A 20,561-nucleotide genomic window follows, 5' to 3' on the forward strand; every position below is an offset into this window, starting at 1 on the left:
CATCTGCCGGAGTGCGCGGAATGGTGCGAAGTCGATCCGCTCCAGGTCGGCCCTCGGCGTGTCGACCACCGGCAAACTCTTGTGACTGTCGACGCCGGCGCGACCATGGCCCGGCATGTGTTTCACGACCGGCAGCACGCCACCCGACAGCAGACCTTCGGCCGCGGCCAGACCGAGTGCCGCCACGATGTCCGGCGTCTCCGCATAGGCGCGGTCGCCAATGACGTCATGCGCGCCCGGGACAGGTACATCGAGGACGGGAAGACAATCGACGGTGATGCCGACGTCGCGAAGCTCAACCGCCATGAGCTGCGCACCGAGCCGCGCGGCCGCCAGACCCTTTTCGGCATCGCGCGCGTAAAGCTCGCCATATCGCCGTCCCGCCGGCCAGGCGCGCCAGTGAGGCGGCCGCAGGCGCTGAACGCGCCCGCCTTCCTGATCGATCAGAACCGGCGCGTCGTAGCCGACAGCTTCGCGCAGATCGGCAGTGAGTGAACGAAGCTGTGCGGGGTCAGCGACATTGCGCGCGAAAAGAATGAAACCCCAGGGACGAGCTTCGCGAAAGAAGGATCGCTCTGCGCTGCCGAGTTCGGTTCCGGCACAGCCATAGATCGCCGCGCGAAGGCTCACCGCGGCCTCACCAGACACCCCTGGCCCTTTGCCTCAAGCTGACCGCACAGCGCATCGGCCGCGGACTTGTCGAGATAGCCGGCGCGCAACCGGTAGTAGATGCCCTTGTCGCCCAAATCCGCGCGCTGGATATCGACACCGAGCGAACCGAGCAGGTCCGGATATTTTGCCTGCAACTTGCCGAAGGCATCGCGCGCGGACGCCTCGTCGCGGAATGCCGCGAGTTGCACGACATACCCGCCTGCCGTCGCCGCCGCAGGCTGCTGGACAGCGGGCGCCGGCTCCTGAACCGGAGGCTCTTCCTCGACAGGGGCGGCATCCTCGACCCTTGCCCCCGGCTCATCCTCTCCCGTGGGCGCGAGCGGTGAGCTTTCGATCGCCTGGGCCATGCGGTCCAGCGCCTGCCGGTCGGCGGGCGGGACATCCTGGTTTTCGATCGCCAGCGGCTCTTCCGCAGGCGGAAGCAATTGTTCGCTGTCGCCCGGCGCCGTCTTCCCGTCGCCCGCGATGCGGTTGTAGACGCCGGCATCCTGATGCGGAAATTTCTTGCCGCCGGGATTTTCGGGCACTTCCTTCGTCGGCTCGCCATCGGCCCGCAAGATGGGCGGCATGCCGTTCATTCCCTGATCGTTGCCCTGACGATATGCGAGAAACACGACGCCTGCGAAAACCACGAGCAGCGCGATGACACTGAGCAGCATGAGGCTGCGGCGATTGCCACCATCCCCGCTGTCATCCTCGTAGCCTTCATATTCCTCGATATCCGGGTCGATATCGTATTCCGGTTCGTCGTCCCAGTCGCCATCTCTGTGCGACATCAGCGCATCTCCTCGGTCGGTTCGACCCCCAGAATCCCCAAACCGGCTGCTATGACATAGGCAGCGGCGCGAATCAGCGCGAGCCTTGCAAGCGTAACATCCCGGTGGTCGGCGCGAATGAAGCGGAGCGAGTGATCGTCCTTGCCCTTGTTCCACAAGCCATGAAAGGCGGCGGCAAGATCGTCGAGATAGAAGGCGATACGGTGCGGTTCATGCGCCAGCGCCGCCTGTTCGACCTGGCGGGGAAAGCTCGCCATAAGCTTCAGCAGCGCCATTTCCGCCTCGTCGGCGAGAAGCGTGAAATCGGCATTGGCAAGGGCGCCATCGGAGAGATCGTAGGTGCCCTCCTCCGCCACGTTGCGCAGCACCGAATGGATGCGCGCATTGGCATACTGCACATAGAACACCGGATTGTCGCGCGACTGCTCCATCACCTTGGCAAAGTCGAAATCGAGCGGCGCATCGTTCTTCCGCGTCAGCATCATGAAGCGCACGACGTCCTTGCCGACCTCGTCCACGACCTCGCGCAAGGTGACGAAATCGCCGGAGCGCTTCGACATCTTGACCGGTTCCCCGTTCCGAAAAAGACGGACCAGCTGGCAGATCTTCACATCGAAATCGGCATTGCCGTCCGTCACCCCAGCGATCGCCGCCCTCATGCGCTTGATATAGCCGGAATGATCGGCGCCCCAGACGTCGATCATGGTCCGGTAGCCGCGGTTGTATTTGTCGAGGTGGTAGGCGATGTCGGGCGCGAAATAGGTCCAGCTTCCGTCGGACTTCTTCAACGCCCGGTCGGTGTCGTCGCCGAATTCCGTCGACCGGAACAGCGTCTGCGGCCGCGCTTCCCAGTCGTCCGGCACCTCACCCTTCGGCGGTTCAAGTTCACCGATATAGATGAGGCCCTTGTCCTCCAGCACCTTGAGCGTTTGTTCGACGGAACCGGACCTGTGGAGTGCCAGTTCGGAAAAGAAGGTTTCGTGGACAATGCCGAGCACGCCCAGATCGCCGCGGATCAGCTCCATCATCGCCTCGACGGCCGCTTCACGGACGATGGAAAGTGCCTCCGGCTCGTCCTTCTCAAGCAAGCTCTTGCCGTGCGTGGCGACGAGCGCCTGGCCGACCGGCTTCAGATAATCGCCGGGATAGAGACCTTCAGGTATCTGACCGATGTCCTCGCCCAGCGCTTCGCGGTAACGAAGGAAGGCGCTGCGCGCCAGCACTTCGATCTGGCCGCCGGCATCGTTGATGTAATATTCGCGGCAGACCTTGTAGCCAACCTTCTCGAGAAGGTTGCAGAGCGCATCGCCAAAGACCGCGCCGCGCACATGGCCGACATGCATCGGCCCCGTCGGATTGGCCGAGACATATTCGACATTGACCGCTTCGCCCGCGCCGACATCGCTCGCGCCGTATGCGGGCCCGGAGCGAAGGATTTCCGGAATGCGCGCCTGCCAGAAGGAGGGATTGAGCCTGAGATTGATGAAGCCCGGACCGGCCACACCGACTTCCGTGACGGCCTCCTCGGCGCCGAGCCTGGCGGCAAGCTGCCCGGCAAGCTCGCGCGGATTGACGCCGGCAGGCTTCGCCAGCACCATCGCGGCATTGGTCGAGAGATCGCCATGCGAGGGATCGCGCGGCGGCTCGACGGCCACCCGCGCCAGATCGAGGCCGGACGGCAGAGCACCCTCCTCCTCAAGACCGCGCAATGCAGCCTCCACACGACCCTCGAAATACCGAAAAATATTCATTGCTGCCGTCACTTAACCGTTCAGCGCGACGGAATCTGCCGCGCGGCGCGCACTCTAGCCGTGCCTTCCCGCCGTTTCCAGCCCCGGCCCCTCAGGCCCGCGGATCGTGGAGGTCGAAAAGCCGCGCATGCTCCTCTATGGCGAACTTGTCGGTCATCCCGGCGATGAAGTCGCAGACCCTTCGGGCGGTCTTGAAGCCGCCGGGCCCGTCGCAGCCCGTCTGCCATTCCGGCGGCAGCTGATCCGGTTCCCCGTGCAGGAGGCCGAAGAGATCGCGAACGATCCGGCGCGCCTTGCTCATGGAGCGGTTGACCCGGTAGTGCCGGTACATGCGCTCGAAAAGAAAAGCCTTGAGGGCGGCGTTGTGCTCCGTCATTTCGCTCGTGAAGCCCACCAGCGGCCGGTTCATCGCGCGGACATCGGCCGCAGAGCCAGGCTTTGCCTCTGCGAGGCGGCGGTTCGTCTCCGCGAGAAGGTCGCCGATCATCGCGCCGATGAGATCGCGGACCGCCTCATGGATCACACGTGTCGTTTCCAGGCCGGGATAACGATCGACGACGCCCCGGAACACATCGCCGACGAGCGGCAGCGCCATCAGGTCGTCGATGCTGAAGAGGCCGGCGCGAAGACCATCATCGATGTCGTGGTTGTTGTAGGCGATGTCGTCCGCCAGCGCCGCGACCTGCGCTTCCGGTCCCGCATATGTTGCCAGTTCGAGATCCTGCGTCTCCGCATACTCGGCGAGCGCGCGCGGCAGGTCGTCCATCGTCCGCCCCGGCGTCACGACAGGACCATTATGCTTCACGAGCCCCTCAAGCGTTTCCCAGGTGAGATTGAGACCGTCGAACAGCGCATAGCGATGTTCGAGCTTGGTAACGATGCGGAGCGTCTGGGCGTTGTGATCGAAGCCGCCGAAGTCCCGCATGCAACTGTCGAGCGCGGTTTCGCCGGCATGGCCGAACGGCGTGTGGCCGAGATCGTGCGCCAGCGCCAGCGTCTCGGCGAGGTCCTCGTCGAGGCCGAGCACGCGCGCGACGGAGCGCGCGATCTGCGACACCTCCAGCGAATGCGAAAGCCTCGTCCGGTAATTGTCGCCCTCGTGATAGACGAAGACCTGCGTCTTGTATTTGAGCCGCCGGAAGGCGCCTGAGTGAATGATGCGGTCGCGGTCGCGCTGGAACGGCGTCCGTGTGGCGCTTTCGGGCTCATGGAAAAGCCGCCCTCGCGTCTCCTCGGCGCGCGTGGCATAGGGCGCGGTCGCGGCGGGATTGGCTATCGGCAAGAGAAACCCTCTATTCTGTATGGGGTTAGCGGCATATGACCGGAGGCCATGGTTTGAAAAGCGGCCCCTCAGCGATTACATATCTGCTAAGCTAAATTTCGTAGCGTTGGAAGCCGAAAGCATCCGGCCCTCCTCCGCAGGAGCAGACGATGGATATTGCCACAATCGAGCCGACCGCCATCACCCTGACCGACCGTGCCGCGAAGCGGATCGCCCGCATTCTCGAAGGCGAGGGCGGAGGCGTGATGCTGCGCGTTGCGGTGCAGGGCGGCGGCTGTTCCGGTTTCCAGTATGGTTTCACGCTGGACGATCTTCGCAATGACGACGATCTGGTGCTCGAAAAGAATGGCGTGAAGGTGCTGATCGATTCCGTATCCGTCGCTTATCTCGCCGGCTCGGAAATCGATTACGTCGACGACCTGATCGGCTCGGCCTTCAAGATCAACAATCCAAACGCGACCGCGTCCTGCGGCTGCGGCACTTCGTTCTCTGTTTAGTCCCGCACGGCGAACTCCGCGTTTTGCCGAGACGCCCATCCGCGTATTCTCACCGGCGTTGAGTGATTCTGCGTGAGGGAGTGCGAGCTGGGCTATGACGACAAGCGCAAGGACGGATGCCGGAAAGAAGCTGGAGCAATACTGGAAGTCGATCAGAAGCAGCGACGCGATACCGTTGCGCAGTGCCTTCAAGGTGAATTCCGCGACCGCACCGATCCTCCCTCATCTCGTCATCCTCGAGGTATTTGAAGGCGATCTCGTCTTCCGTCTTGCAGGCACCGGCATCGCCGAACATCAGGGCATCGACATTACCGGCAAGCGCTATGGCGATTTCGCCGCGCCGGTGCAGGTCGCGCGCGCGGTGGCGCGGATCGCTGCGTTCCATGCTCTGCCTTGCGGCTTCGTCTCCGTCCATCGCGAGGAATACGGACGGGGCGACGCGTCCGAAGTCGAGGTGACGGGATTGCCGCTGCGGGGCGACGGCGGGGCCGGACAGATGATGGTGCTGACCGTAACGCCGATCGAGCGCGGCCTCGCGGAGAAGCGCGAAGCGCCGCTTTTCATGCGGCCTGCAACATGGATCGACTTCATCGATCTCGGCGCGGGCATACCGGACGATGCTGCTATTGTAAGGGCCGCCGAGGAGCACGTAGCATCGAAAGCCGGGAGAGCGCCATGAAGATCGCCAGTTTCAATGTGAATTCCATCAAGGCGCGGCTCCCCAATCTCGTCGACTGGCTGAAGGAGGCCGAGCCCGACGTCGTCTGCCTTCAGGAACTGAAATGCACCGACGAGAACTTCCCGCATGGGCCCATCGAAGACCTCGGTTACAACGTCGCCGTCAATGGACAGAAGACCTATAACGGCGTCGCCATTCTCTCCAAATATCCGCTCGAGGATGTGAGCCGCGGCCTGCCCGGCAATGACGGCGACGACCATGCCCGTTACATCGAAGCCGTGGTGAGCGCGAACGGAAGCGTTGTGCGCGTGGCATCGATCTATCTGCCGAACGGCAACCCGGTCGACACGGACAAGTTCACCTACAAGCTGAGCTGGATGGACCGCCTGATCGATCATGCGCGCGGCCTGCTGGCCTATGAGGAACCGCTGGTGCTGGCGGGCGACTACAATGTCATCCCGACCATCGACGACGTACACGATCCGGCCGCCTGGGCGAACGATGCACTGTTCCGGCCGGAGACGCGGGCGAAGTTCCGTGAACTGACCAATCTCGGCCTCACCGATGCCTTCCGCGCCTGCCACCGGGAAGCGCATCGCTACACGTTCTGGGACTATCAGGCGGGCGCCTGGACGAAGGATAACGGCATCCGCATCGACCATCTTCTGCTGTCACCGCAAGCCGCCGACCGGCTGAAGGGAAGCGATATCGACCGCGCCGTCAGAGGCCGCGAGAAGCCCTCCGATCACGTGCCGATCTGGGTTGAACTCGACATCGGCTGAGGCCGTCCGCCCCTCGAAATCGGGGAGAAAACGGACGGCTGTCATCGAACTGTCATGAAAATGTCACGATCGGCTTCGGCATCCGTCGCGGGCCTGTTATCCCCGCCAGCGCCGCCACTTGTCCCCGCCCTGGCGCGCCCTACCTGACGAGAAATACCGGCCGGGGATAAATCGCCATGTGAAAATTTCCTGCGCCGGAGACGAGAATTTTTGTCCCCGGTTTTTGCGTGCATGCGCGTTACCTTTTCCGGTGACGAATTCTGACCGAACGGGAGCTCCGATCATGCCCGACTTTCCCCTCACTGGCGGCTGCCTCTGCGGCGCCGTGCGTTACGAAGTGACCGGCGGCTACGATGGCTGCGCACATTGCCATTGCCGCATGTGCCAGCGCGCGGCGGGCGCGCCGGTCGTGCCGTGGTTCATGATCAAGGGCGACCATTTCCGCATCGTGAAGGGCGCACTCAAATTCTACAAATCTTCCGATGCCGCCGAACGCGGTTTTTGCGAAGAATGCGGTACACAGATTGTTTTCCAGTTTCTGAAGGACAAGGGTGCGAGCATCGACGTGACGGCCGCCTCGCTCGACGACCCGGAAGCGATCGAACCGACATCGCAGATATGGACCGCCTCACGGCTTGCATGGATGCACGGCTTCGACGCAGCCCTGCCCGCACGGGAAGGCAACTAGAAGCGAGCCGGCTTCGTCAGACGGCAACCCCGATTTCCGGCGCGGCGCGAAGGCGTTCAGCGTCGCGCATCGGCGGAGCGCCGAAGAGACGGCTGTATTCGCGGCTGAATTGCGACGGGCTGTCATAGCCGACGCGATGCGCCGCCGTCGCCGCGTCGACTGCCTCCCCGACGATGAGGCGCCGCGCTTCCTGAAGCCGGATCTGCTTCTGATATTGAAGCGGGCTCATCGCGGTGACGGCCTTGAAATGCTCGTGCAGCGACGACGGGCTCATGCGCGCTTCCGCCGCGACGGTCTCGATGCGGAAGGGCCGCGCGTAATTCTGCTTGATCCATGAAATGGCGCGGTTGACCTGACTGAGCTTGCTGTCGGCAAGCGCGATCTGGCGCAGCCGCACGGCCTGATCGCCGGTGAGGAGACGATAGTGAATCTCGCGCTCGATCATCGGTGCGAGGATCGGCGCGCCGCAGGGGTCTTCCAGCAGACGGAGAAGCCTGATCGCGGCATCGAGCAGCGAACCGGTGAGCGGGCTCATGAGAATACCCGACCCCGGCGCCTCGTTCGGCTTTGCGTTGCGATCCATTTCGAGCATCAGCGCGGCCAGCGCCGACTGGTCGATGTCGAGGCGCATGCCGAGATAGGGTTTCTCCGGGCTCGCCTCCATCACGCAGCCGACGACCGGAAGGTCGGCGGAGACGAGAAGATAGTTCGAGGGTTCGTAGGTGTAGATGCGGTCGCCGAGGATCATCTGCTTGCGGCCCTGCGCGGCGATGCAGAGCGCGGGCTGCTGCACCGAGTGCATGGGCTGCGTCGGCGAGGTCATGCGGGCCAGGTGAAGGCGCGGCAGCGCGGTCGGCGCGGAGCCGTCTTCCGGCGCGAATCGATCAATCAGGGAGGAGAGTTCGGAAAGCCCATTCATCGGCATCGGCCTTGCGTATGTGTGTAAAAACAACAAGTTGGATGCTTGTCGGTGAGTTTCAATATACGCCGGTCGCAGCGCCCCGTCCCGCCCCCACCGCTATTTCCGCAGGATCGTGCAATAACCGGCGAGTTCCGGTCTATCGGCCCCGCCCCCTCATGCGTCATCATCATCCTCACGGGCGGCTCCTCCCCGACGGATACCAGTCCGGCACCGCCGCCCGGCATACCGAAAATCGGCAGGCCATCCGGCCCGCCCCGGCCGCACGCGCCGCCGCCCTCACGGCGGCGCGTGTACCCGCTCCCATCCGCGAGGAGATAGCCATGACCGAACTCACCATCATCGCCTTCATCCGCGCCCGGCCCGGCCAGACGCTCGCACTCGGACGGGAACTCTGCCTGCTCGTGCCGCCGACACTCGCCGAAGAGGGGTGCCTCGGCTACGAGGTGCACCAGTCGGAGGACGATCCCGACATCTGGCTGCTCTATGAGAGTTGGCGCTCGGCGGAATATCTCGACGCGCATTTCGAGACGCCCTATCTCCAGGCCTTTTTCGAGAAAGGCGCGGCGCTGGTCGAGGGCGAGGTGACGATGCACAAATTCATGCGCTATGCGGCGGGAGGCACGCCGGAGATTGCTACCTGCGCGGCGTGACTTCCACCAACGAGATTTGAACCGCGTGAAGGCGGCTCATCCGCGCCTTCGGATGGTGCCCTCCAGCCGGGTGGCTTCGGCAACCGTGTTCGAGATCGTGCCGTATTTGCGGACATTGCTGTGCAGCAGGTCGAGCCGATGATCGCTCTCGTCCGTATCGACGATGATCTCGTAGTCGATGGAAATCATCTTCGGCGGACTGTCCTGCCGGACACCGTGAAGCTTCACCTCGACGCCCCTCAGATCGAACTTCAACATCGGCGTCACCCGCTCGATGCCCTTGATCATGCAGGCCGCAACGGCGGCGAGCAACAACTCGGCGGGATTGAAGGCGTCCTCGCGGCCCTTCATATCGGTGTCGAGCGCGATCTCGGCGCTCTTCGCCGTGGCAAGGCTGCCATGACCATCGATCCTGCGGGCCTCGACGGAATATTCGAGCATGGCTGGTCTATTCCTTTTGCAGCGGCATCATGAGAACCGGACGCCGCGAGATTTCGCAAACCCCGGCGGCCGTGCTGCCGATGATTTTGCCCGCGACCCAGTTCCGGCCATGTTTGCCGACGATAATCAGGGAGTAACCCTCCTGGCCGATGCGCGCGATGATCTCCGCAGGATCGCCACTCTCGATCCGTGACCCGGCATTGCCACCGCTGTCCTCGATGCGGCGGACGATACCCTGAAGTCTCGCCTCTGCCGCTTTTCGTTCGTCTTCGCCGGCGTCATTGGCGAGCACGGTAAGACAGTCGATATGTCCCGCCTTGGCCGCCAGCCGCACGGCCGCATCTTCCGCCGCTCTGGATTGCGGAGACAGATCGGTCGCCAGCAGAATCCGGTCGAGCGCCCGGCCGCAGACCGCGGCACATGTCTCGGCCTGCCCTGCCCTTGTTGGTTCAAGCCGCTCGATCAGGACCGGCAGTTCCGACTTGCGAATGACCTCCCTCGCGACGCTGCCGAGGAATATCTCATGGAGAAAATTATGACTGCGGGAGCCGACCACCACGAGATCCGCGCCCTGAGATCGGGCGACCGACAGAAGTTCTTCCGCAGGAACACCGCTCGCGGTGACCGAGGTGGTCACCGTCAATCCGGCTTGCCGGATCGGGACGGCATCCCTTTCAAGCCAGGCCCGGAAGTCATCTTCATGCCCATAGCCCGCACCTTGGGCATAACCGATACGGATCACATAGGCGAGAACGACGGATTCGATGCCCCATCGGCCGAGATCGGGCAGGCAGGACAGCAGCGACCCTTCAGCCGGAGACTGGTCGACGCCGACAAGAGCTTTCCTGAACATCATTCCCTCCTCAATTTTCCGGTTCCGTTCCGGCAACCAGATATTCGGGCATCTCGTCCGCAGCGGCAGGGAAATGGCTCCGGGTCCGGTTTGCGAAGGCGACGAGCGACAGCATCACCGGCACTTCCACCAGAACGCCCACGACCGTTACGAGCGCCGCGCCGGAATTGAGGCCGAAGAGACCTATGGCCACGGCGACGGCCAGTTCGAAGAAGTTCGAGGTTCCGATCAGGGCGCAGGGCGCGGCGACATTGTGAGGCACGCGCCACGCCCAGGCTGCGGCATAGGCGAGGACAAAGATGCCGTAGGACTGGATCAGCAGCGGAACCGCGATCAGCGCGATCAGCAACGGGTCTTCGACGATCACATGTCCCTGGAAGCCAAACAGGAGAACCACGGTTGCAAGCAGCCCGAGGATCGAGAACGGCTTCACCGCCGCGGTGAAGCGGGCGACCTGCATTTCGCCCCCTGCGCCATTGCTCGCCCTGCCGACTAGAACCGCACGCGTCGCAGCCCCGGCGGCGAGCGGAATGACGACATAGAGGCCGACAGAGAGGAGCAATGTCTCCCACGGCACATCGATGTCGGTCACGCCCAGCAGAAAGGCCACGATCGGCGCGAAAGCGAAGATCATGATGACGTCGTTCAGCGACACCTGGACAAGCGTGTAATTGGCATCGCCCCGGGTCAGTTGCGACCAGATGAAGACCATTGCCGTGCAGGGCGCCGCGCCGAGAAGGATCAGCCCCGCGATATATTGCTGCGCGTCCGCGGGCTCGATCAGATCGGCGAACACGACCTGGAAGAACAGGACGCCGAGGGCGGCCATGGTGAAGGGCTTGATCAGCCAGTTGATGACGATGGTGATGACGAGGCCCTTCGGGCGCTTGTGGATATGGCGCAGGCTCGCGAAATCGACCGCGACCATCATCGGATAGACCATCGCCCAGATCAGGACGGCGACGACGAGATTGACAGAGGCATATTCCCAGCCTGCAATCGTCCGAAAGACACCCGGAAGGAGATTGCCCAAAAGGACCCCTGCGACGATGCACAAGGCGACCCAGAGCGAGAGATAGCGATCAAATACCGACACGTTGACGTCCTTCAATTCCGGAGCCGGCGATCTCCCCCCGGCCATCCTTCCCGAAAACCGGATTCAACGATGTATGAACTTTTCGCCGGCCTTCTTCAATGCGTCAATCCGACCCTCGACGAGGGTTGCAGGAGGATCGAAAAGGAAAGCCCGCCCAATTGTCACCATGAATTGGCGGCAGAAACCTCTTCGATAGCAATGTCTCGTGAGAGGGTTTTCCATATGGTTTCGAAAAGTCTGTGTGCGGGTGCCGCCGCCTTTCTGTGTCTCGCCTTCGCCGGAAGCGCGGTGGCGGAGGAGCGGGCCGACCTCGGGCGCATCTTCGATGCCGATGGTGTGCGCGGCTCCTTCGTTCTGCTGGACGTCGCGAAGGGCGAACTCACGACCGTCAATGTGGCGCGCGCGGAGCGGCGCTACCCGCCCGCCTCGACCTTCAAGATCGCCAACAGCCTGATCGCGCTCGAGACCGGCGCGGTCGCGGACGTCGACGAGGTGCTGCCCTATGGCGGCAAGCCGCAACCCTTCACGCAATGGGAAAAGGACATGAGCATGCGGGACGCGATCCGCGTCTCCAACGTGCCGGTCTATCAGGAAGTCGCGCGACGGATCGGCCTTGAGCGAATGAAGGAGATGCTCGCGAAACTCGATTACGGCAATCGCGATCCCGGAACGGTGGTGGACCGCTTCTGGCTCGACGGGCCGCTCGAAATCAGCGCCGTCGAGGAAGCGCGCTTCGTCGCCGCGCTCGCGACGAACACACTGCCGCTGTCGGACCGCAGCCAGGAAATGGTGCGCGATATTTTGCTCATGGAAGAGATGGACGGCGCGAAGCTTTACGGCAAGACGGGCTGGCTCTTCCGCGACGACGAGGTGGATATCGGCTGGTTCGTCGGCTGGGTCGAGCGCGAGGGCAAGATTTTCAGCTTCGCGCTCAATATCGACATGAAGGACAAGGAGCAGGTCGGGTTGCGGGTGCCTCTGGCGAAGAAGCTGCTGGGGGAGTTGGGGGTTTTGTAAAAATCTTTTCACCCTCCCCCTGTGGGAGGGTGAAAAAGGAGCGGTGACGCGTTTCAGGGCTCGCCTATGTCCTCGTTCCAGAGATCGGGCCTTGCTTCGATGAAGCCGCGCATCAGCGCGATGCAGTCTTCGTCCTGAAGAATTTCGAGCTCCACGCCGCGCGACCGCAGAAGCGTCTCTTCGCCGGTGAAGCTGCGGTTCTCGCCGATCACCACTTTCGGGATGCCATAGAGCAGAACCGCACCGCTGCACATGGCGCAGGGCGAGAGCGTGGTGTAGAGGGTGGATCGGCGATAGACCGAGGCGGACAAGCGCCCGGCATTCTCCAGCGCATCCATCTCGGCATGAAGCACGGCGCTTCCATTCTGGACGCGGCGGTTGTGACCGCGCCCGATGATCTTCCCGTCATGAACAAGCACCGACCCGATCGGGATGCCGCCCTCGGCGAGGCCCTGCCTCGCCTCGTCGAGCGCGGCCTTCATGAAGCGATCCATCGTCTCCCCTTTTGCGAAGCGGGCCCTTCAAGAGACACGGCCTGCGCTCGTTCAGTCTTCGATCTGTACAAGGACGAAGTGCCAGCCCGTGGCCTCCGACTTGTTGAAGACGCCGACCCTGTCGGTCTCCTGGAAACGGTACCCGATCCTGCCGCGCGGTTGCGACAGGATTGTCTCGGTCGCCGCCTTGAGCGAGGGGTCTCCCAGATCGGAAGGGAACTGGAACATCAATTCGGGATTGCGGTGAATGGCCGCCTGCCCGTCGGAGTCCAGTGCGTAGAAGGTCAAGTTGTCCGGCAGGTCCGTCATTTCGGTCACGAACTGCGAAACAAGACGCGCCCGCAGGGAAACGCCGATCATGGCGACGACCTTGCCGTCCCTGGCGACGGGCGTCGCGACGATGATCGAGCGGTGGCCGGTCGATTTGCTGACGACCAGACTGCCCTCGACATCCTCTCCCGCCAGCAGGTCCGGAAAATAGGCGCGGTCGCTCAGCGTCTCGGTGCTCTGCCCGCTCGCCGTCGAGGCATAGCTGCCATCCGGCAGGGCGAACCAGACGGTCGCATCCGTGGTCAGCTCGTCGCTCAACCGGTCCAGCAGCGGCTTGACGGCTGTCCATTCTCCCGTCTGCGCCTCCGATGTGACCGCCAGCGTCCTGATGGCGCGCAAGGTGCCGGCGAGATGCTCCTCGACCAGCCCCTGATAGGCATCGAGAGCCACATAGGCGTCGACTTCGAAAGTTGACTCCGTCTCCGCGACGGCGGGCGGCGCCGCAAGGACAAGCAGCGCGGCGGTGAAAAGAAAAATTTGCCGGAACATCTGGCGTCCTCCACAGAGAGTTTCACGGGGACTCACACGGAGAGCCCGGGCTCCCGCCCCAGCATCGCCGCCCGTCCTTGGTAGCGGGACGTGGAGGGCCCGTCATTGACGAGGATCAACGATGAGCGCGGGGAAGATGGCTCCCGGTCTACTCGCCGAACGCCTTCCCCATCGGCATCACGCGGATGCCTTTGCGGAGTTTCGTGTAGGGGAGCTTCGAGAGGTTGGCGGTGTTCGGGCCGGGGCTTTCGACGATCAGGACTTCCTTTGCCATCGGTCCGAAATCGGCGCGGAAATGGACGGAACTCTTGACGACGAGGATGCCAAGCGCGGCGGGTTCGATGCCCGTATGGCGGAGCATCTCCCGGTCCGCACACTGAGCCTTGCGGGACGCGACGACGACCTCGACGCCGCCGGTTCTGAGCCGCGCGGTGACGCCGAGCGACATGCGCGAGCCGCCATAGAAGGGCCCGGTGGCGAGGAATTCGCCATTGGTGATGCGCACGACCTCGAACTCATGCTCAATGGGCTTTTCCTCCGGCGCACCGCCGGTCTTCGCACCGAGGCGGAGACGGACCCTCGCGCCCTCGCCCGCTGCCGCCGCCTCCGCGGCGCTTTCCGGATCGAACAGCACGCCGAGCGCGGCGGAGGGCGCCTCCTGCGCGATCAGCTCGGCAAGGATGCCGATCGTGTCGCCATTGCCGCCGGCGCCAGGATTGTCCTGCGTGTCGGCGAGGACGATGGGCCCCTCGCCTGCTTCTGCGTTTTCGATCGCATAGGCGACGGCGTCGGCCGCGCTCCAGAGCTTCTCGTTGAAATCCTTCTCGCTGGCGGCGATCTCGTCCGCGAGGCGCGTCACGGCCTCTTCCGCCGCCGCGACGGTGTCGGCATAGGCGATGACGGCGGGGCCACAGCCGGGAATGTCCGCTGGTGCGAAACCGCCCGCGACCGAGACGCTGCCGACGCGGCCATTGCCGATGACCTTGCCGTCGAGCGCCTCCACCAGCGCATAGATATGCGCGGAGGGCTCGGTCAGCGTGCATTGCGAGGTGAGCGGCATCAGGAAGTCGAGCTTGCGCATCGCCTTCGCCTGACGCGGCATGCCGTCGAACATCGCATCGAGATGAGCGGCGACGCGCGCGCCCGTGACCGCCATGTCGACATGCGGATAGGTGCGGTAGGCGATGAGCGCATCGGCATGTTCGACCATTTCCGGCGTGACATTGGCGTGAAGATCGAGGCTCGCCACCACCGGCACATCGGGCCCGACCGCCTCGCGCACGCGGCGCAGCAGCTCGCCTTCGCCGTCGTCGAAATGCTCCGTCACCATCGCGCCGTGGAGATCGAGATAGACGGCGTCGAGCCGGCCCGCGCGGAAAATGTCCTCGATCATCATGGCGGAGATGCGCTCGAAGGCGTCTTCCGTCACATGGGCGGACGGCGTCGCCGAGCACCAGACCAGCGGCACGAGTTCGTGGCGCGCATGGGACGCCGCCGCGATGAAGCCGGCGACGGGAATGTTCATGCCCTCGAAGGCGGTGAGAAGCGGCGCGCCCCGCTGCAGCGCCGGCCATGAATCCGGCTGCGCGAAGGCGGCGAAATCCGCCTTCGACGGCGCGAAGGTATTGGTCTCGTGCTGGAAGCCGCCGACGGCGATGCGCATTTTCACCCCAACCATAAGTGTCACCCCGGCGAAAGCCGGGGTCCATCCGCCGTGCCGACCGCCGTACCGCTCGTGGATCCCGGTGTTCCCGGCTTTCGCCGGGACAGGCGCCGGGATGACATCTTTATATTCAATCGGCGGCGGCGCAGACTCTTGCGTAGCAGGAATCAGATCACAAGAACAAACAGCAGGGAAACACATCCATGATCAAGCTCACCTTCTGCCTGACCCGCCTGCCGGCGCTCACGCTCGCCGAATTTCAGGATTACTGGTGGAACAAGCACGCGCCGCTGGTGGCGAGCCATCGCGGCGCCTTGCGCATCAAACGCTATGTGCAGATGCATTCATGGGAAGCGCATTTGAGCGACGGCATCCGCGAGGCGCGAGGCGGCGGGCTCGACAAGGCACCCGCGATCTATGACGGCGTGGCGCAGCTCTGGTGGGAGAGCGCCGAGGACCTCGCCGCCGCGCTGGCCTCGCCCGAAGGCACCGAGGCCGGGCGGCAGCTCTATGAGGACGAGGCGAAATTCATCGACTTCACGAAGTCGCCGCTCTGGTTCGGCGAGGAGAAAGTGGTGTTCGGGTAGCCTCACGCCCCGCCATGGGCGGAGACCCAGGCGTCGGCCATGTCGCGGGCCTTTTCGGTTTCGCCGCGCTTCATCCAGCCCTTGTATTTGTCCTTCAGCGCATCGGCTTCGGCGCTCTGTTCCGGCGTGCCGAAGCGGTTGGCGAGGAGGAAGTAACTCCAGCCTTCGACCCGGTCCTTCTCGACGCCCTCGCCTTCGATATATATGCGGCCGAGTTCCGTGAAGGCGGGCGCATAGCGCTTCTTTGCGGCGAGGATGAGCCAGCGCAGGCTCTCCGTGCGGTCGACCGCCGTGCCCCAGCCATTGCGGTGCATGATGCCGAGATAATATTGCGCGTCGGCGCGGGGCGCGAGCGAGGCGGCCTCGAAGGATTTCAGCGCCTGCGCATAGTTGCGCTTGAGGCCGATCGCCTCGTTGCCGTTGAGATAGATGACGCCGAGACGGACGGCGGCTTCCGGCTGGCCCCCGCGCGCGGCCTGCAGGTAATATTCATAGGCCTTCGCATCCGACTGCGCGACGCCGCCGGCGCCCTTGTCGTAGAGATTGCCGAGGAGCCAGGCGGCGCCCGTGTGCCCGCCTTCGGCTGCTTCCTTCCATTCATCGACCGCGCCCTCGGCATTGCCCGAGCGATAGGCCGCGACGCCGCGATCGAAGGCGGCCTGCGTTTCCGGCAAGGGGTCGGCGAAGACGCCGCCGACGACGGAGAAACTCAATCCGAGCGCGGCGGCGAGCATGGCGAGACTTTTGCGGGCGGTCATGACGTCCTCAGGAGAACCACGGGATTGGCCAGTGTGCCGGAAAAAGAGGGCGGCGTCATGGCCGGATGGAGTAACGCCCATATCCTGCGGCCTACCACCCTCCCCTTGGGGGAGGGTGGGAAGTCAGCGTGTTCGATCAAATATCCGCATAGACATGCTTCTCGGCCTTGCCGCCAGGATGGGTGACGGCGCCCTTGCGGGCGGTGCCGACGAGCTGGGCGTATTTCCAGAGCGCGCCGGAGGCGTACATGGTCTCGCGGGGCTTCCAGGCGGCGCGGCGCTTGGCAAGCACGGCCTCGTCGACCTCGAGGTCGATGGTGCCCTTCTCCGCGTCGATGGTGATGATGTCGCCATCCTCGATCAGCGCGATCGGACCGCCGACAGCGGCTTCCGGGCCGACATGGCCGATGCAGAAGCCGCGCGTGCCGCCGGAAAAGCGTCCGTCGGTGATGAGGGCGACCTTGTCGCCCATGCCCTGGCCGTAAAGCGCGGCGGTGGTGGAGAGCATTTCGCGCATGCCGGGGCCGCCCTTCGGACCCTCATAGCGGATGACGAGAACCTCACCTTCCTTGTACTGACGTTTGTCGACCGCCTCGAAGCATTCCTCCTCGCTGTCGAAGCAGCGCGCCGGACCGGAGAACCGGAGATGATCCTTCTCCATGCCCGCGACCTTGACGATGGCGCCGTCCGGTGCGAGCGAGCCTTGCAGGCCGACGACGCCGCCTGTGGGCGACAGCGGGTTGGACAGCGGATAGACGACCTTCTGGTCCGGATTGAACTTCACGTCCTTGAGGTTGTCGGCGAGCGACTGGCCCGTGACGGTGAGGCAATCGCCGTGGAGATAGCCGCCGTCGAGCAGGACCTTGAGGACCATCGAGACGCCGCCCGCCTCGTAGAGATCCTTCGCGACGTAATTGCCGCCGGGCTTCAAGTCGGTGATGTAGGGCGTCTTCTTGAAGATTTCGGCGACTTCCATCAGGTCGAAATCGATGCCCGCTTCATGCGCGATGGCCGGGAGATGAAGCCCGCCATTGGTCGAGCCGCCGGTCGCGGCAACGATGACGGCGGCATTTTCGAGCGCCTTGCGCGTGACGATGTCGCGCGGGCGGATGTTGTTCGCGAGCAGGTGCATGACGGCACGGCCCGAGGCTTCCGCATATTCGTCGCGGCTCTCATAGGGCGCGGGCGCGCCGGCGGAACCGGGCAGCGCGAGACCCATGGCTTCGGAGACGCAAGCCATTGTGTTGGCCGTGAACTGGCCGCCGCAGGCGCCGGCGGAGGGACAGGCGACGCATTCGAGCGCGTGCAGCTCCTCGTCTCCCATGTTGCCCGCCGAATGCTGGCCGACCGCCTCGAAGACGTCGACAACGGTGACGTCCTTGCCTTTGAAATGGCCCGGCAGGATCGAGCCGCCATACATGAAGACCGAGGGCACGTTGAGACGAACCATCGACATCATCATGCCCGGCAGCGACTTGTCGCAACCGGCAAGGCCGACCAGCGCGTCGTAGCAATGGCCGCGCATGGTGAGCTCGACCGAATCCGCGATCACGTCGCGGCTGGCGAGCGAGGATTTCATGCCCTGGTGGCCCATGGCGATGCCGTCCGTCACCGTGATGGTGCAGAATTCGCGGGGTGTGCCGTTCGACATCGAGACGCCGCGCTTCACCGACTGCGCCTGACGCATCAGCGCGATGTTGCAGGGCGCCGCCTCGTTCCAGCAGGTCGCCACGCCGACGAAGGGCTGGGCGATCTCTTCCTCGGTGAGGCCCATCGCATAATAGTAGGACCGGTGCGGCGCGCGCTCCGGCCCGACCGTGACGTGGCGGCTCGGCAGTTTCGATTTATCGAATGTCTTGGCGTCCATGTGACTCGCGCCCCTTTTTAACGAGGGCGCCTCCGGCTTGTCGGGATGAAAGTTGGCCGGATACTAGGGGGAAGGCCGCCGGGGATAAAGCCCCAAAGCCGCCGGTTTTCGCGAGGGAGTCGCGAAATCACCGTGTTGACCCCGCGATGCAGGCGGGAGAACATCCAGGCAACCGGAAATCACCCAACCATATAATCCGGACACAGGGAGAAATCGCCATGAAAGCCGCCGTTCTGCGCCAGGTGCGCCAGCCGCTCACCATCGAAGACGTGAAAATCAACAAGCCCGGCCCCCATGAGGTGCTGATCCGCACCGTGGCGGCGGGCGTCTGCCATTCGGACCTCCATTTCGTGGAAGGCTCTTACCCCTACCCGCTCCCGGCCGTGCTCGGCCATGAGAGCGCGGGCGTGGTGGAGCAGGTCGGCTCCGAGGTCCACACCGTGAAGCCGGGCGACCATGTCATAACCTGCCTCTCGGCCTTTTGCGGCCATTGCGAACATTGCCTGACGGGCCACATGTCGCGCTGCGTGAGCCCCGAGACGAAGCGGCAGGCGGGCGAGGAGCCGCGCCTTGCGAAGGACGACGGTTCGATGAACCAGTTCCTCAACCTCTCCTCCTTCGCCGAACAGATGCTGATCCACGAACATGCCTGCGTGGCGATCCGGAAAGACATGCCGCTGGACCGCGCGGCGCTGATCGGCTGCTCGGTGACGACGGGCGTGGGTGCGGTGATCCATACATCGAATGTAAGGCCCGGCGAGACCGTTGCCGTGATCGGCTGCGGCGGCGTCGGCCTCGCGGCGATCAACGGCGCCGCCATCGCGGGCGCGGGCCGCATCATCGCCATCGACATGCAGGGCTCGAAGTTGAACCTCGCCAAGGAATTCGGCGCGACCGACGTCGTCAACGCAAAGGACGGCGACCCGGTGAAGCAGGTGATGGACCTGACCAATGGCGGCGTGCACCACTCCTTCGAGGCGATCGGCCTCAAGGCGACGACGGAACAGGCCTTCCGCATGCTGGCGCGCGGCGGCACGGCGAACATCATCGGCATGATCCCCGTCGGCGTGAACATCGAACTGCACGGCGCGGACTTCCTCGGCGAGAAGAAGATCCAGGGTTCGCTGATGGGCTCGAACCGCTTCCCCGTCGACATGCCGCGCCTTGTCGACTTCTACATGGCCGGCAAGCTGAAGCTCGACGAAATGATTTCGCGCCGCATCAAGCTCGAACAGGTGAACGAAGCCTTCGACGAGTTGAAGCGCGGCGAACTGGCCCGCTCGGTCATCATGTTCGACGCCTGAGCGAAGGTTTTGCGGACAAGGAAAAGGCGGCCTCCGGGCCGCCTTTTTCGTTTGGCCGAAAGCCATGCGGCTTTGGCAGAAAATCGGCATGCGGCGCCTTGACGCAGCCGCCCGGCATATCCACCTGTCATCTGTGTTCAATTGGAACCCTCTGGGAGGACCCCTCGATGCCCACCGCCGCAATGCTGGACGACCTGCCGAAAGGCGCATGGATTGCCATGATGGTGATCGGCTTCATCGTCTTCTGGCCGATCGGGCTCGCCCTTCTCTTCTACATGATCTGGAGCGGAAAAATGCAGGGATGGAAACGCGACGGCATGCGCGGCTGCGCATCGAACTTTCGCCGTCATCGCCAGTCGAGCGGCAATACCGCCTTCGACAGCTACCGGGACGACATGCTGAAAAAGCTGGAGGAAGAGCAGAAGGCTTTCGGCGACTTCATGGAGCGCCTGCGCCGCGCCAAGGACCAGCAGGAATTCGACCAGTTCATGAACGAACGCCGCACGCAGGGCGATGCGCCCGCCGCGTAAGGCTCCGCGCAACGGATGATTCGGTAGGCGGCCCGGCAGCGGGCCGCCTTTCGTGTTTCAGAGTCACAAAAGCGTGAGCGCTATACGGCAGCGGCAGGGAACGCGCGGCGGCGCCGGACGTTACTCAGAGGAATGGAACCCTCGGAAACAAGAAGAAAAATGCCGTGAACGAATACATCGTAGCACTCGACCCTATCGTGCTCATCCTCTGCGTGATCGTTCTCGTGATCCTGCTGCCGGTATTGCTGTGGCTCGGCATCACCGTGCTGTGGATCGCGGTGGGATTGCTGGGCGGCACCTTCACCTATTTCTTCCTGCTCAACCTCTTCGGCATTCCCGCAATCGCCATCATCGGCGGCGTCGCCCTGGCGCTGATGATATGGGGCGCGTTGCTGCGGGGGTAGAGGAACGCGGGAAGCCCTACCCGTAGATG

Annotated in this window: 23 protein-coding genes; 10 read left to right on the forward strand and 13 right to left on the reverse strand. The window is 63.8% G+C overall.

Annotated features, from left to right (window positions below; all coding sequences use genetic code 11):
* The 4 genes from Q8S60_RS18095 to Q8S60_RS18110 form a co-directional block, all read right to left on the reverse strand.
* Positions 1-630: glycoside hydrolase family 3 N-terminal domain-containing protein (locus tag Q8S60_RS18095; protein WP_305668767.1), on the reverse strand; the 630-nt coding region annotated here is incomplete at its 3' end.
* Positions 627-1,448, reverse strand: coding sequence for an SPOR domain-containing protein (locus tag Q8S60_RS18100; RefSeq protein ID WP_305277881.1), 822 nt, complete (start codon positions 1,446-1,448; stop codon positions 627-629). The genes Q8S60_RS18095 and Q8S60_RS18100, both read right to left, overlap by 4 nt.
* On the reverse strand, positions 1,448-3,199 hold the full coding sequence (argS, locus tag Q8S60_RS18105) for an arginine--tRNA ligase (RefSeq protein WP_305277884.1): 1,752 nt from the start codon (positions 3,197-3,199) through the stop codon (positions 1,448-1,450). The genes Q8S60_RS18100 and argS overlap by 1 nt, the downstream gene beginning before the upstream one ends.
* A gap of 91 nt (positions 3,200-3,290) precedes the next feature.
* Positions 3,291-4,481, reverse strand: a complete 1,191-nt coding sequence (locus Q8S60_RS18110) for a deoxyguanosinetriphosphate triphosphohydrolase (protein ID WP_305277886.1) — start codon at positions 4,479-4,481, stop codon at positions 3,291-3,293.
* 149 nt (positions 4,482-4,630) lie between these two features.
* Here Q8S60_RS18110 and erpA point away from each other — a divergent pair, with 149 nt between their 5' ends.
* From erpA to Q8S60_RS18130, 4 genes are all read left to right on the forward strand, one after another.
* Positions 4,631-4,978, forward strand: a complete 348-nt coding sequence (erpA, locus tag Q8S60_RS18115; RefSeq protein WP_305277888.1) for an iron-sulfur cluster insertion protein ErpA — start codon at positions 4,631-4,633, stop codon at positions 4,976-4,978.
* 94 nt (positions 4,979-5,072) lie between these two features.
* Positions 5,073-5,657: a PAS domain-containing protein gene (locus Q8S60_RS18120; protein WP_305277890.1), complete on the forward strand. Its 585-nt coding sequence runs from the start codon at positions 5,073-5,075 to the stop codon at positions 5,655-5,657.
* Positions 5,654-6,439 (forward strand): exodeoxyribonuclease III, encoded by a 786-nt coding sequence (xth, locus tag Q8S60_RS18125; protein ID WP_305277891.1) that lies wholly within the window; start codon positions 5,654-5,656, stop codon positions 6,437-6,439. The genes Q8S60_RS18120 and xth overlap by 4 nt, the downstream gene beginning before the upstream one ends.
* Before the next feature lie 283 nt (positions 6,440-6,722).
* The gene (locus Q8S60_RS18130) at positions 6,723-7,127 is read left to right on the forward strand and encodes a GFA family protein (RefSeq protein ID WP_305277893.1); all 405 of its coding nucleotides are present in this window, start codon (positions 6,723-6,725) and stop codon (positions 7,125-7,127) included.
* A gap of 16 nt (positions 7,128-7,143) precedes the next feature.
* Here Q8S60_RS18130 and Q8S60_RS18135 read toward each other — a convergent pair whose 3' ends face one another.
* Positions 7,144-8,046, reverse strand: coding sequence for an AraC family transcriptional regulator (locus tag Q8S60_RS18135; protein ID WP_305277895.1), 903 nt, complete (start codon positions 8,044-8,046; stop codon positions 7,144-7,146).
* Between the two features lie 323 nt (positions 8,047-8,369).
* Between Q8S60_RS18135 and Q8S60_RS18140 the strand changes: the two genes are divergently transcribed.
* Entirely contained in the window at positions 8,370-8,699 is a 330-nt protein-coding gene (locus Q8S60_RS18140; RefSeq protein WP_305277897.1) for a putative quinol monooxygenase, read from the forward strand.
* Between the two features lie 36 nt (positions 8,700-8,735).
* Here Q8S60_RS18140 and Q8S60_RS18145 read toward each other — a convergent pair whose 3' ends face one another.
* The 3 genes from Q8S60_RS18145 to arsB are packed head-to-tail and all read right to left on the reverse strand — an operon-like array spanning position 8,736 to position 11,134.
* On the reverse strand, positions 8,736-9,140 hold the full coding sequence (locus tag Q8S60_RS18145) for an OsmC family protein (RefSeq protein WP_305277899.1): 405 nt from the start codon (positions 9,138-9,140) through the stop codon (positions 8,736-8,738).
* Between the two features lie 7 nt (positions 9,141-9,147).
* Positions 9,148-9,993, reverse strand: coding sequence for a universal stress protein (locus Q8S60_RS18150; RefSeq protein ID WP_305277901.1), 846 nt, complete (start codon positions 9,991-9,993; stop codon positions 9,148-9,150).
* A gap of 10 nt (positions 9,994-10,003) precedes the next feature.
* The gene (arsB, locus tag Q8S60_RS18155) at positions 10,004-11,134 is read right to left on the reverse strand and encodes an ACR3 family arsenite efflux transporter (protein ID WP_370867293.1); all 1,131 of its coding nucleotides are present in this window, start codon (positions 11,132-11,134) and stop codon (positions 10,004-10,006) included.
* Positions 11,135-11,311: 177 nt separating this feature from the next.
* Between arsB and blaOXA the strand changes: the two genes are divergently transcribed.
* Positions 11,312-12,106, forward strand: a complete 795-nt coding sequence (gene blaOXA, locus Q8S60_RS18160; protein ID WP_305277905.1) for a class D beta-lactamase — start codon at positions 11,312-11,314, stop codon at positions 12,104-12,106.
* 53 nt (positions 12,107-12,159) lie between these two features.
* Here the strand turns inward: blaOXA and Q8S60_RS18165 are convergent, their stop codons facing one another.
* From Q8S60_RS18165 to Q8S60_RS18175, 3 genes are all read right to left on the reverse strand, one after another.
* On the reverse strand, positions 12,160-12,600 hold the full coding sequence (locus tag Q8S60_RS18165; protein WP_305277907.1) for a nucleoside deaminase: 441 nt from the start codon (positions 12,598-12,600) through the stop codon (positions 12,160-12,162).
* A gap of 51 nt (positions 12,601-12,651) precedes the next feature.
* The gene (locus Q8S60_RS18170) at positions 12,652-13,419 is read right to left on the reverse strand and encodes a hypothetical protein (protein ID WP_305277909.1); all 768 of its coding nucleotides are present in this window, start codon (positions 13,417-13,419) and stop codon (positions 12,652-12,654) included.
* A gap of 148 nt (positions 13,420-13,567) precedes the next feature.
* Positions 13,568-15,097, reverse strand: coding sequence for a M81 family metallopeptidase (locus tag Q8S60_RS18175; RefSeq protein ID WP_305277911.1), 1,530 nt, complete (start codon positions 15,095-15,097; stop codon positions 13,568-13,570).
* A 188-nt stretch (positions 15,098-15,285) separates the two neighbouring features.
* On the opposite strand from Q8S60_RS18175, the gene Q8S60_RS18180 reads away from it, so the two are divergent.
* On the forward strand, positions 15,286-15,669 hold the full coding sequence (locus tag Q8S60_RS18180; RefSeq protein WP_305277913.1) for an EthD domain-containing protein: 384 nt from the start codon (positions 15,286-15,288) through the stop codon (positions 15,667-15,669).
* Between the two features lie 2 nt (positions 15,670-15,671).
* Here the strand turns inward: Q8S60_RS18180 and Q8S60_RS18185 are convergent, their stop codons facing one another.
* Both Q8S60_RS18185 and ilvD read right to left on the reverse strand, forming a co-directional pair.
* Entirely contained in the window at positions 15,672-16,427 is a 756-nt protein-coding gene (locus Q8S60_RS18185) for a tetratricopeptide repeat protein (protein ID WP_305277915.1), read from the reverse strand.
* A 136-nt stretch (positions 16,428-16,563) separates the two neighbouring features.
* A complete protein-coding gene (gene ilvD, locus Q8S60_RS18190) occupies positions 16,564-18,294 on the reverse strand; it encodes a dihydroxy-acid dehydratase (RefSeq protein WP_305277917.1) in 1,731 nt (576 codons plus the stop codon).
* Positions 18,295-18,512: 218 nt separating this feature from the next.
* Between ilvD and Q8S60_RS18195 the strand changes: the two genes are divergently transcribed.
* The 3 genes from Q8S60_RS18195 (at position 18,513) to Q8S60_RS18205 (ending at position 20,532) form a co-directional block, all read left to right on the forward strand.
* On the forward strand, positions 18,513-19,598 hold the full coding sequence (locus Q8S60_RS18195) for a Zn-dependent alcohol dehydrogenase (RefSeq protein ID WP_305277919.1): 1,086 nt from the start codon (positions 18,513-18,515) through the stop codon (positions 19,596-19,598).
* A 167-nt stretch (positions 19,599-19,765) separates the two neighbouring features.
* The gene (locus Q8S60_RS18200; protein WP_305277921.1) at positions 19,766-20,128 is read left to right on the forward strand and encodes a DUF2852 domain-containing protein; all 363 of its coding nucleotides are present in this window, start codon (positions 19,766-19,768) and stop codon (positions 20,126-20,128) included.
* A 164-nt stretch (positions 20,129-20,292) separates the two neighbouring features.
* On the forward strand, positions 20,293-20,532 hold the full coding sequence (locus Q8S60_RS18205; protein WP_305277922.1) for a hypothetical protein: 240 nt from the start codon (positions 20,293-20,295) through the stop codon (positions 20,530-20,532).
* Positions 20,533-20,561 lie beyond the last annotated feature (29 nt).

Source organism: Parvibaculum sp., assembly GCF_030694575.1.
In the GTDB taxonomy this organism is placed as follows: domain Bacteria; phylum Pseudomonadota; class Alphaproteobacteria; order Parvibaculales; family Parvibaculaceae; genus Parvibaculum.